This is a genomic window from Kluyvera sichuanensis (assembly GCF_040930405.1).
GTDB classification, from domain to species: Bacteria; Pseudomonadota; Gammaproteobacteria; order Enterobacterales; family Enterobacteriaceae; genus Kluyvera; species Kluyvera sichuanensis.
Map to the genome: position 1 here is coordinate 1,504,475 of NZ_CP162271.1, position 12,664 is coordinate 1,517,138.

Consider the following 12,664-nt stretch of genomic DNA (forward strand, 5'->3'; position numbering starts at 1 on the left):
TCATAGAACCGTATTAATGACGCGCACGAACAATCTGATACTTGCGGGTCAGATACTCGACCGGCACGCTCCAGATGTGTACCAGACGCGAGAATGGGAACAGCAGGAACAGCGTCATCCCCAGCACCAGGTGCATACGGTAGATAAACGCTACGCCGTCCAGATGGGCGGAAGCGCCACCGTGGAAGGTCACTACGGACTGCGCCCAACCCACCAGTTTCATCATCTCACTACCGTCCATATGCTGCGCGGAGAACGGAATCGTCAGCAGGCCCAGCGCACACTGGATAACCAGAACGGACAGCACCAGAATATCAGCACCCGTCGTCGTGGCACGCACGCGTGGGCTGAACAGACGGCGTTTAAGCAGCAGCACACCGCCAACCAGACACATCAAGCCAGCTGCGCCGCCGCCAAACATCGCCATCTTCTGTTTCACTTCCAGCGGCAGCCACGCTTCATACATCCAGTGTGGAGTCAGCATGCCCAGAAAGTGACCGGCGAACACGCCCAGAATCCCGAGGTGGAACAGGTTAGACGCCAGGTTCATCCCTTTGCGATCCAGCATCTGGCTGGAAGCAGCGCGCCAGGTGTACTGACCGTAGTCATAGCGTAACCAGCTGCCAATCAGGAAGACAGAACCCGCAATGTACGGATAAATGTCGAAGAAGAACATATTCAGGAAGTGCATTATTGCTGTCCTCCGTTAGAGATATTCAAATATTGCGGGGCCACGGCTCCGGCAAAACGACGCTGGTGATTGCTAATTTCCGAATCACCGCAGCCCTGGTCGGCAAAGAATTTCACCTGCTCTTCTTCCCACACCGCGTCCAGCGCCTGTGGCGTATCATCACGAGCTTCGTCGGCAATTTTTTCCGCCACTTTCGCTTCATCCACCGCGCTGTTCGCGAGCTTCAGCAACTGTTCAAACAGCACCGCGTAACGGCTCTCACGCTGCTGCAGACGCGCGCAGAGCAGCGCCATAATCGGCGCGATGTCCTGCAAACCACCAATCGCTTCGCTCTCTGGCAACTGCGCCAGATACTCCAGATACAGCGGCAGGTGATCCGGCAGCTCACGGCTGTCGAGGACCAGACCATGCTGCTCGTACTGATTAAGCAGATCGACCATCGCCTGCCCACGGTCGCGGGATTCGCCGTGAACGTGTTCGAACAGCAGCAGCGACGTCGCGCGACCACGGTCAAACAGTTCGCTATAGGCAGCCTGAGCATCCAGCAGATCCTGCGCGGTTAAATCGCGCAGGAAGATGCCCAGGGCCTGAGCATCTGCGGGTTCCAGTTTTTCTGATTCAGACAGAACGTCAAAGAGTTCGCCTTGATGCTGCCATAAGGCAGCATCCGGGTACTCAAGGAGACGTGAAATCACCACGAGTTCAATCATGCGTGCGGCTCCGTTTTGCTGCTCACGTCCACAGAATCGATACGGCGGCTGTTGAACAGGTTGAACTTGGTGTCCGAACCGTGGCAGCCATCGCCGAAGCTAAAGCCACAACCGTTTTTCTCTGGGAACGCTTCGCGCGCTTGTTCACGGTGACTGCTTGGTACCACGAAGCGATCTTCGTAGTTAGCAATCGCCAGATAGCGGTACATTTCCTGCGCCTGTGCTTCGGTCAGCCCCACCTCTTCCAGCGCACGGGTATCGATAACGCCATCGACGGTTTCCGTACGTTTGAAGTGACGCATCGCCAGCATACGTTTCAGCGCCAATACTACCGGTTGGGTGTCGCCTGCGGTCAGCAGGTTAGCCAGGTACTGAACCGGGATACGCAGACTTTCAACGTCCGGCAGAATACCGTTGCTGCCCAGTTCACCCGCATCGGCGGCGGACTGAATTGGTGACAGTGGCGGCACGTACCAGACCATCGGCAGCGTGCGGTATTCAGGGTGCAGCGGCAGCGCCAGCTTCCAGTCCATCGCCATTTTATAAACCGGCGATTTCTGGGCAGCGTCAATCACGCTCAACGGAATACCGTCTTTCTGCGCCTGTTCGATGACCTTCGGATCGTTCGGATCGAGGAACACGTCCAGCTGACGCTGATACAGATCTTTCTCGTTCTCGGTGCTCGCAGCGGTTTCAATCGCATCCGCGTCATACAACAGCACGCCGAGGTAACGAATACGGCCTACACAGGTTTCTGAACACACGGTCGGCTGGCCCGCTTCGATACGCGGGTAGCAGAAGATGCATTTTTCAGACTTCCCGCTCTTCCAGTTAAAGTAGATTTTTTTGTACGGGCAGCCGGTGATGCACATACGCCAGCCGCGGCATTTATCCTGATCGATAAGTACGATGCCATCTTCTTCACGCTTGTAAATCGCACCGCTCGGGCAGGTAGCAACACATGCCGGGTTAAGGCAGTGCTCACACAGACGCGGCAGGTACATCATGAAGGTGTTTTCAAACTGGCCGTACATTGCCTTCTGCATGTTGTCGAAGTTTTTGTCTTTCGACAGCTTCTCGAACTCACCGCCGAGATCGTCTTCCCAGTTCGGACCCTTGGTGATTTTGTCCATGCGCTTACCGGTAATCAGCGAGCGTGGACGGGCAATCGGCTGTGCCTTGCTATCAGCCGGTGCGTTGTGCAGCGTCTGGTAGTCAAAATCAAACGGCTCGTAGTAATCATCCAGGCCTGGCAGATGCGGGTTAGCGAAGATTTTACCCAGCAGCAGCGCTTTGTTACCCATGCGCGGCACCAGCTTGCCATTGATCTTACGGATCCAGCCGCCTTTGTATTTCTCCTGGTCTTCCCAGTCGGTCGGGAAACCGGTACCCGGCTTGGTTTCAACGTTGTTGAACCATGCGTACTCGGTCCCTTCACGGCTGGTCCAGACGTTTTTACAGGTCACTGAGCAGGTATGACAGCCGATGCATTTATCGAGATTCAGCACCATGCCGACTTGTGAACGAATTTTCATTTTACGCTCTCCTGTACCTGGTCATTGCCTTCGCCGTCCAACCAGTCAATGTTCTTCATCTTACGTACCACCACAAACTCATCACGGTTCGAACCCACGGTACCGTAGTAGTTAAAGCTATAAGCCAGGTGCGCATAGCCGCCGATCATATGGGTCGGTTTTGGCGTGATGCGGGTCACTGAGTTATGGATACCACCGCGTTGACCGGTAATTTCTGAACCTGGCAGGTTAACAATACGTTCCTGCGCGTGGTACATCATGGTCATCCCAGCCGGTACACGCTGGCTCACAACTGCACGTGCCGTCAGCGCACCGTTGTTGTTGAAGACTTCAATCCAGTCGTTATCTTCGATACCGATCTCTTTGGCATCTTCTTCACTCATCCACACCACCGGACCACCGCGACCTAAAGTCAGCATCAGCAGGTTGTCGCTGTAGGTTGAGTGAATCCCCCATTTCTGGTGCGGAGTCAGGAAGTTCAGCGCCTTCTCTGGGTTACCGTTTGATTTCTTACCCATCACCTCTTTCACCGAACGGGTGTCGATAGGTGGGCGGTAAACCAGCAGACTTTCACCGAAGTCACGCATCCACTGGTGGTCCTGATACAGGGACTGACGACCAGACAGCGTACGCCATGGAATCAGCTCGTGAACGTTGGTATAGCCAGCGTTGTAAGAGACGTGTTCGTCTTCCAGACCGGACCAGGTTGGGCTGGAGATAATCTTGCGCGGCTGCGCCTGAATATCACGGAAGCGAATTTTTTCGTCTTCTTTGTTGAGCGCCAGGTGCGTGTGGTCACGACCGGTAAACTCGCTCAGCGCCGCCCAGGCCTTCACCGCTACCTGACCGTTGGTTTCCGGCGCCAGGGTGAGGATCATTTCAGCAGCATCAATCGCGGTATCCAGCATCGGCTGGCCTTTCGCCGGGCCTTCTGCTTTGGTGTAGTTGAGCTTACGCAGCAGATCCATTTCGCTCTGGGTGTTCCAGGCAATCCCTTTACCGCCGTTACCGATTTTTTCCATCAATGGCCCGATGGAGGTAAAGCGTTCGTAGGTTGCCGGATAATCACGTTGAACCGGGATAATGTGCGGTGCAGTTTTACCTGGGATCAGGTCACATTCGCCTTTTTTCCAGTCCTTCACGTCTAACGGCTGTGCCAGTTCGGCCGCAGAGTCATGCTGGATTGGCAGCGTAACAATGTCCGTTTCCTGGCCGAGGTGACCCACGCAGACTTCAGAGAATTTCTTCGCGATGCCTTTGTAGATTTCCCAGTCGCTTTTCGACTCCCATGCTGGGTCGACAGCAGCAGACAGCGGGTGAATAAACGGATGCATATCCGAGGTATTCATGTCGTCTTTTTCATACCAGGTTGCCGTTGGCAGCACGATATCGGAATACAGACAGGTGCTCGACAAACGGAAGTCCAGCGTCACCACCAGATCCAATTTACCGTCGAGACCGTTGTCCTGCCATTCCACTTCTTCCGGCTTCAGACCGCCCTGTTTGCCCAGATCCATCCCCTGAATACCGTGTTCGGTACCCAGCAGGTATTTCAGCATGTATTCATGACCTTTACCGGAAGAGCCCAGCAGGTTAGAACGCCAGATGAACAGGTTACGCGGGTGGTTTTTACCGTTTTCTGGCTGTTCAGCCGCAAAACGAATAGAACCTTCTTTCAGCGCCTTAACGGTGTAATCCACCGGATCCATCCCGGCTTTCTTCGCATCATCAACAATACGCAGTGGGTTTGTGCCTAATTGCGGTGCAGACGGCAGCCAGCCCATACGTTCTGCACGGACGTTGAAGTCCAGCAGATGGCCGGTGTAGCGAGATTTATCCGCCATCGGCGACAGCAGTTCCTGCGCGGTAACCGACTCATAACGCCATTGGCTGGAGTGGTTATAGAAGTAGGAAGTGCTGTTCATGTGGCGCGCTGGACGCTGCCAGTCAAGACCGAATGCCAGTGGCTGCCAACCGGTCTGCGGACGCAGTTTTTCCTGGCCGACATAGTGGGCCCAACCGCCGCCGCTCTGGCCGATACAACCGCAGAACACCAGCATGTTAATCAGGCCACGATAGTTCATATCGAGGTGATACCAGTGGTTCAGACCGGCACCAACGATGATCATCGAACGACCGTGCGTTTTATCGGCGTTATCGGCAAACTCGCGCGCAATACGAATAATCTGCGCACGTGGAACACCGGTAATTTTCTCAGCCCACGCCGGGGTATATGCCTTGATATCATCGTAGCTGGTTGCACAGTTTTCATCGTTCAGACCGCGATCCAGGCCGTAGTTAGCCATGTTCAGGTCGTAAACGGTGGTCACCAGCGCGGTAGTGCCGTCGGCAAGTTGCAGACGTTTCACCGGCAGTTTGTGCAGCAGGATATTTTCAAGCTCGACGCTGGTGAAGTGCTCGGTGCCTTCACCACCAAAGTAAGGGAAGCCCACCTGAGCAATCTCATCGTGGCTACCCAGAAGGCTCAGCTGCAGTTCGGTTTCATCACCGGATTTGCCGTCACGTTGCTCAAGGTTCCATTTACCTTTTTCGCCCCAACGGAAACCGATAGAACCATTCGGCGCCACCATCTCGCCATCGGTATTGATGGCAACGGTTTTCCACTCTGGGTTATTTTCCTGGCCCAAAGCGTCAACCAGGTCAGCAGCACGCAGCATACGGCCCGCAGCGTAATAACCTTCGCGCTCTTCCAGCATCACCAGCATCGGGAAGTCGGTGTAGCGGCGAACGTAGTCAGTGAAGTACTGGCTCGGTTTGTCGAGGTGGAATTCACGCAGCATCACGTGGCCCATGGCCAGCGCCATGGCCGCATCGGTACCCTGTTTCGGTGCTAACCACAGGTCGCACAACTTAGCGATTTCAGCGTAGTCTGGCGTGATAGCAACGGTTTTGGTGCCTTTATAGCGAACTTCGGTGAAGAAGTGCGCGTCCGGGGTACGGGTCTGCGGAACGTTGGAACCCCAGGCGAGGATGTAGCTGGAGTTATACCAGTCAGCAGATTCCGGTACGTCGGTCTGTTCGCCCCAGGTCTGCGGAGAGGCAGGCGGCAGGTCACAGTACCAGTCGTAGAAGCTCAGGCAGGTACCGCCAATCAGGGAGAGATAGCGTGCGCCGGAAGCGTAGGAGACCATCGACATCGCCGGAATTGGCGAGAAGCCTGCTACACGGTCTGGGCCATAAGTTTTCACGGTGTAAACGTTGGACGCCGCAATCAGTTCGTTCACTTCCTGCCAGGAGGAACGAACGAAGCCGCCGCGACCACGCGCTTGTTTGAAGCTTTTCGCTTTGTCGGCATCTTCAATAATGGATGCCCAGGCATCAACCGGATCGCTGTGCAGTTTTTTCGCCTCACGCCACATTTTCATCAGGCGTTTGCGCATCAGCGGATATTTCAGACGGTTGGCGCTATAGAGGTACCAGGAATAGCTCGCCCCACGCGGACAGCCGCGAGGTTCGTGGTTTGGCAGATCAGGACGGGTGCGCGGATAGTCAGTCTGCTGGGTTTCCCAGGTGACCAGACCGTTTTTGACATAAATTTTCCAGCTGCAGGAGCCAGTGCAGTTTACGCCGTGCGTAGAACGAACGACCTTATCATGCTGCCAACGCTGGCGGTATCCATCTTCCCAATCCCGGTTGGTATCTAGAATCTGTCCGTGCCCATCGGCAAATGTTTCACCCTTTTGTTTAAAGTAGCGAAACCGGTCCAGGAATTTACTCATCGGGTCTCTCCTGTTTGGAGCCTCACGGCTCTCTGATAAATCGACATTGCTGAATTTGCAGCGAAGTTAACGCGCTGAAAGATGAAGGGAATTGATAACGATCAAGGCGGCACGGCTTAACAAATGCCGATAAAAAGCCACATACCACTAAGGTGGTATACATTCTTATTTTTTATCATATTGATAATTGTAGGTTTTTAATAAAAAGCGCATATTTCAATATGTAAAATTTAGCCCTGGCGGTATTAAGGGGTAGAGCCATTCCTGCTTGACGTTTTGCCACCCGGGCACGATGCCAACAGAATGTAAATCGACAACAGTATGTTGTAACTAAGTAAAGATAAAATAAAGGCGCGAAACCTCGCGCCTTTATTACAGAAATAACGTCAGCCGTTATTTTTTCGCTTTACGACCGTATACCGCCCAGGTCACCACGACGCAGACAATATAGAACACGAGGAACACTTTCATCGCGCCCGCCGGTGAGCCGGTTAAATCCAGCGACGTCCCGAACGCTTTCGGAATAAAGAAGCCGCCGATAGCGCCAATCGCTGAGATAAAGCCCAGCGCTGCCGCCGTATCGGTCGCGGCTTCACGCATTGCTTTCTCGTCGGAACCGCCCTCTGCTTTCACGCGATCCATCGTCAACTTACGGAAGATAACGGAAATCATCTGGAAGGTGGAACCGCTACCCAGCCCAGCCGTCAGGAACAGCGCCAGGAAGACCACGTAGAAGGCAATGAAGCTGCCGCCCTCACCGTTGGTTGGCAGGGTCATGAACAGCAGCGCACTGAATACCGCCATCAGGATAAAGTTAATCAGCGTCACGCGCGTCCCGCCCAGACGGTCGGAAATAGCCCCACCGGCAGAACGTGCCAGCGCGCCGATAAACGGACCGAAGAAGGCGTAGTGCAGGATTTGAATTTCCGGGAACTGGGTTTTCGACAGCATCGCAAAACCGGCGGAGAAGCCGATAAACGAGCCGAAGGTCGCCAGATACAGCAGGCTCATGATCCACAGATGACCACGTTTCAGTACCGGCAGCTGCTCTTTCAGCGACGCCTTAGACGTAGCCAGTTCGTTCATGCCAAACCAGGCTGCTACGGTGAAGATGGCCAGGAACGGTACCCAGATCCACGCCGCGTTTGCCAGATACAGCTCGCTACCGTCCGGCTGCGTCACGCCATGGCTACCAAATACGGCGAAGATGGAGAGAGAAACCGCCAGTGGGGCCACCAACTGCATCACGCTCACGCCCATATTGCCGAGGCCGCCGTTGAGGCCAAGCGCACCGCCCTGCTTCTGTTTCGGGAAGAAGAAGCTGATGTTCGCCATGCTGGACGCGAAGTTTGCACCCGCGAAACCGCACAGCAGAGAGATAATGATAAAGGTGCTAAACGGCGTGGAGGTGTCCTGAACGGCAAAGCCCAGCCATAAGCAAGGAACGATAAGGATCCCGGTGCTGAACGCCGTCCAGCGACGGCCACCCACCAGCGGTACCATAAAGGAATACGGTACGCGCAGCAGTGCGCCAGAAACGGAAGGTAACGCGGTCAGCATGAACAGCTGATCGGTTGTAAACTGGAAGCCCACTTTTGGTAAATTGACGGCGACCGCGCTGAACAGCATCCATACGCAGAAAGCCAGCAGTAAACATGGAACGGAAATCCACAGGTTCCGGCTTGCAACGCGATGGCCGCGCTCTTGCCAGAACGCCGGATCTTCCGGTCGCCAGTCGGTAATGACAGCGCCGGTTGCCCTTTCCGGGGCAGTGGAGTGACTCATAGACACCTCTGATTATTAATATCAACCCTTGCCACATTAGGGTTTACACCGCGCGGTAAGTTGATATAAATCAAAGGAAAAGTTGACATTATCTTGTCTAAAAAAACATCATCACCCTTTATGGGTAGGTTTTTATCGATAAAAAAACCTGTTTTATCACGTGGCTGTTACGCTTGTACCCCTCTACCCCAGACACCTCAGCTATTATGGAAATAAAGGAGTAACCCTTTAGGGGTATGGGTATACTCCAGGCGATAGTCGAAAATAACGCCACTCGCCGGAGAGTCTTCCGCCAGGAGCCTTATCGCACCATGTTTAGACGTTTTTTTACACCACTCACGCTGGTGAATCAACTGGCCCTCATCGTACTGCTGTCCACCCTTACCGGCGTGGCGAGTATGATGATTTCCGCACGCCTGGTGAACGGCGTCCAGGGCAGCGCGCACGCCATTAACCAGGCGGGTTCGCTGCGTATGCAAAGCTACCGTCTACTGGCCGCGATCCCGGTGGATAAGAACGACGAACCGCTGTTCGCAGAGATGCAAAAAACCGTCTTCAGCCCGGAACTGCAGCTGGCCGCCGAACGCGATGGCCAGGTTCAGCAGCTCCACGAGCTTCAGCAGTACTGGTTAAAGCATCTGGCACCGGATATCAGTCAGGCGAAGAACCCGGACGATATTGCCGCCGATCTTACCGGCTTTGTTAACCGCATTGACCAACTGGTCACCGTCTTCGATCACACCACCGAACAGCGCATCTCTCACGTGGTGTGGATGCACCGACTGCTGGCGTTTTTCATGGCGGTACTGCTGATCTTTACCGTTTTCTGGCTGCGCACCCGCCTACTGCATCCATGGCGACAGCTGCTGCGTATGGCCGATGCTATCAGCCACCGCGATTTTACCCATCGCGCCCAAATCAGCGGCCGCAACGAAATGGCAACCCTCGGCATGGCGCTGAATAATATGTCCGCCGAGCTGGCGGAAAGCTACGCCTCGCTGGAGCGTCGCGTGCAGGAGAAAACCGCCGGGCTGGAGCAGAAAAATGCCATTCTCTCCTTCCTGTGGCAGGCTAACCGCCGCCTGCATTCCAGCGCGCCGCTGTGCGAACGCATCTCTCCGGTGCTGAACGGCCTTCAGGAACTGACCCCGCTGAGGGAAATTGAAGTCCGGGTTTACGATACCGAAGATGAAGATAACCATCAGGAATTTAGCTGCCACTCCGGCTGGGAGTGCGACGACAGAGGCTGTTACCTCTGCCCACGCGACGTCGATACCGCAGCCCACGACGGCATCACGCTGAAATGGCGACTGACCGACCCACGTAACCAGTACGGCATCCTGCTGGCAACCCTGCCGCACGGTCGTGAGCTAAGCCACGATCAGCAGCAGCTGGTTGATACCCTGCTTGAGCAAATCACCTCGACGCTGGCGCTGGACAAACAGCTGGAGCGCCAGCAGCAGCTGATCGTGATGGAAGAACGCTCAACGATTGCCCGCGAGCTTCACGACTCCATCGCCCAGTCGCTCTCCTGTATGAAGATGCAGGTCAGCTGTCTGCAGATGATGCAAAAAGAGCAGTCGTCTGCGGAAAGCCGCGAGCTGTTGAGTCAGGTGCGTAATGAACTGAACACCTCGTGGGCGCAGTTGCGCGAACTGCTGACCACCTTCCGCCTGAAGCTGACCGAGTCCGGCCTGCGTCCAGCGCTGGAAGCCAGCTGTCAGGAGTACAGCGGCCATTTCGGCTTCCCGGTGCAACTCGACTACCAACTGCCGCCGCGCTACGTGCCGTCGCATCAGGCGATTCACCTGCTACAGATTGCCCGCGAGGCCTTAAGCAACGCGCTGAAGCACTCGCAGGCGACAGAAGTGAAAGTCAGCGTTACCCAACAAAACAACCAGGTCAAACTGGTGGTGGCTGATAACGGCTGTGGCGTTCCGCTACATGCTGAACGCAGCAACCATTATGGCCTTATTATTATGCGTGACCGCGCACAAAGCCTGCGTGGCGATTGCCAGGTTCGTCGTCGTGAAAGCGGCGGCACCGAAGTCGTGGTTACGTTTGTCCCCGAACAATCGCTTTCTACTCCCCAAGGAGATACCCATGAGTAATCAGGAACGGGCTACTATCCTGTTAATTGACGATCATCCTATGCTGCGTACCGGCGTCAAACAGCTGGTCAGTATGGCATCAGATATTCAGGTCGTAGGCGAGGCCAGCAACGGTGAACAAGGTATTGAACTGGCAGAAGCGCTCGATCCCGATCTGATTCTGCTCGATCTCAATATGCCCGGCATGAACGGCCTGGAAACCCTCGACAAGCTGCGTGAGAAATCACTGTCTGGCCGTGTGGTGGTATTCAGCGTGTCCAACCACGAAGAAGACGTGGTCACCGCACTCAAACGCGGCGCCGATGGCTATCTGCTGAAAGATATGGAGCCGGAAGATCTGCTGAAAGCCCTGCAACAGGCTGCCGCCGGTGAGATGGTATTAAGCGAAGCGTTAACGCCGGTGCTGGCTGCCAGCCTGCGCGCCAACCGCGCCACCTCTGACCGCGACATCAACCAGTTAACCCCGCGCGAGCGCGATATTCTCAAGCTGATTGCTCAGGGCCTGCCAAACAAGATGATTGCCCGCCGTCTGGATATTACGGAAAGCACCGTGAAGGTTCACGTGAAGCACATGCTGAAGAAAATGAAGCTAAAATCCCGCGTCGAAGCCGCCGTGTGGGTGCACCAGGAACGTATTTTCTGAGAATCGCCGTTACGGCGCCATGTCCAACCAGCTATTGCCCTGCGGGGCAAAGCTGACGACAGGCTCGGTCAACGCCAGCGTTATCTCATTCGAGGTGACGCGCTGCCCCTTACCATCTTCCACCACCACCGACAGATGCCAGATATTACTGGCCCCCTCCGTCGGATCCCAGGCTGGCATGATAATGCTCCAGCCATCGGTGCTATTGCCCGCGGCTGGCGGCGTCAGGCTTAAGGCTTCGGTATCGCCCTGCCAGCTGATGGATTTGATCCCATACTCGTCGTGCACCTGAATTTTCAGCGCCACCGTCTCGTAGCCCGTGAGATCCCACGGCGGGGTGGCGAGATAGACGCTCAGACTTTTGCGCTGACGAAACTCCATCACCGGCTGGTTGTTACGCTCCGGTGCATCGTAGCGGCTGCCGCGTAGCGTTCGGGTCTGCGCCACCTCATCGGCGGCAAGCTGCTTCTTCAGCGGCACGCCAAAGCGGTAGTTGACCTTCATGCCGAGGTTGTTCTGATTCACCCCGCTCTCCCCCTGCTTGTGCTGGGCACTGAAGGTGAATAACGGCACCGGGGTGTAGTTCAGGCCCAGTGAGACCGCGACCGGGTTACGGTAGCCCGTGCCGCTACGAAACAGATCGACGCTGTCGCCGAAATACTGCTCGACGCTGAGGCTGGTATTGATGTGATTGTAGGCCGGGATCCATGCCTGCGCGGTCAGGTCATAACCGCGCGCCATGCGTTGTTGTAGCGTGGTGCCGCTGTTTTGCCAGCCGTGCAGCGGATAGTAGTAGTTCGCCGAAAAACGCAGGTTCTCGCCCCATGCTTCCGCGCCAAGCCCGCCGCGATTGAGATGGGCATCGAGCAGGCTGTCATAAAAAGTGTTGTAGCCAAGCAGCCACTGCCCGGCGACCCAGCGCTGCCCCAGCCCCAGATTACCCACCAGCCCTTCGTCATGCTGCGTCAGGCCAAGCTGGCTCCAGGTGAGATACTGCATGTTGTCCTGTAGCGGAACAAACCAGCTTCCGTGGCTGCCGGTCATCTTGCCTTGTTCATCCACCAGCAGCTGAATATTGGTATTCCCCCACGGAGATAGCCAGCTTTCGAGCTGCTGGTTCATCTGGCCGTTAACCTTGTCCTGTAGCTGCGTCATGGCAAATAGCCGCGCCTGCTCGCCGGTATCCAGCCCGTTGTCGGTCATGCTGGCTTCGCCGAAGGCTTTCACCATCTCGGCAAAGTGTTTCTCCGCGTCATGATTTTCCGGTGCGATACTCAGATCCGGCAGGCTATCGGCCTGATTATCGAAGGGATGTTCCGCCTCTTCGACAAACGATGTCAGCGCACGCGCGCTCCCGCCGGTCAACGCCAGCAACACGAAAAATGACGAGTAAAAACGCAAAGACAAAACCGCAACCCCATAGCCAGCTTCAATGCAGGCTGAAAAATT

Annotated in this window: 8 protein-coding genes; 2 read left to right on the plus strand and 6 right to left on the minus strand. The window is 55.4% G+C overall.

The annotated features are described in order from the left end of the window. Window positions 1-13: 13 nt before the first annotated feature. From narI to AB2B48_RS07595, 5 genes are all read right to left on the minus strand, one after another. Complete coding sequence (gene narI, locus AB2B48_RS07575; protein ID WP_035895580.1) at window positions 14-691, minus strand: respiratory nitrate reductase subunit gamma; 678 nt, start codon at window positions 689-691, stop codon at window positions 14-16. Further along, complete coding sequence (gene narJ, locus AB2B48_RS07580; RefSeq protein ID WP_368301423.1) at window positions 691-1,401, minus strand: nitrate reductase molybdenum cofactor assembly chaperone; 711 nt, start codon at window positions 1,399-1,401, stop codon at window positions 691-693. Before narJ ends, narI begins: the two co-directional genes overlap by 1 nt. After that, a complete protein-coding gene (gene narH, locus AB2B48_RS07585; protein ID WP_185669723.1) occupies window positions 1,398-2,936 on the minus strand; it encodes a nitrate reductase subunit beta in 1,539 nt (512 codons plus the stop codon). The genes narJ and narH overlap by 4 nt, the downstream gene beginning before the upstream one ends. After that, window positions 2,933-6,676: a nitrate reductase subunit alpha gene (locus tag AB2B48_RS07590; RefSeq protein WP_185669722.1), complete on the minus strand. Its 3,744-nt coding sequence runs from the start codon at window positions 6,674-6,676 to the stop codon at window positions 2,933-2,935. The genes narH and AB2B48_RS07590 overlap by 4 nt, the downstream gene beginning before the upstream one ends. A gap of 393 nt (window positions 6,677-7,069) precedes the next feature. Next, window positions 7,070-8,461 carry a NarK family nitrate/nitrite MFS transporter gene (locus AB2B48_RS07595; RefSeq protein ID WP_368301425.1) on the minus strand — a complete coding sequence of 464 codons (1,392 nt, stop codon included), beginning with the start codon at window positions 8,459-8,461 and terminating at the stop codon, window positions 7,070-7,072. Between the two features lie 311 nt (window positions 8,462-8,772). On the opposite strand from AB2B48_RS07595, the gene narX reads away from it, so the two are divergent. Beyond that, the gene (gene narX, locus AB2B48_RS07600) at window positions 8,773-10,572 is read left to right on the plus strand and encodes a nitrate/nitrite two-component system sensor histidine kinase NarX (protein ID WP_368301427.1); all 1,800 of its coding nucleotides are present in this window, start codon (window positions 8,773-8,775) and stop codon (window positions 10,570-10,572) included. Further along, the gene (gene narL / locus AB2B48_RS07605; RefSeq protein WP_065356687.1) at window positions 10,565-11,215 is read left to right on the plus strand and encodes a two-component system response regulator NarL; all 651 of its coding nucleotides are present in this window, start codon (window positions 10,565-10,567) and stop codon (window positions 11,213-11,215) included. Before narX ends, narL begins: the two co-directional genes overlap by 8 nt. Before the next feature lie 9 nt (window positions 11,216-11,224). On the opposite strand, the gene AB2B48_RS07610 is transcribed toward narL, so the two are convergent. Further along, entirely contained in the window at window positions 11,225-12,622 is a 1,398-nt protein-coding gene (locus AB2B48_RS07610; protein ID WP_255581097.1) for a YchO/YchP family invasin, read from the minus strand. Window positions 12,623-12,664: the final 42 nt, after the last annotated feature.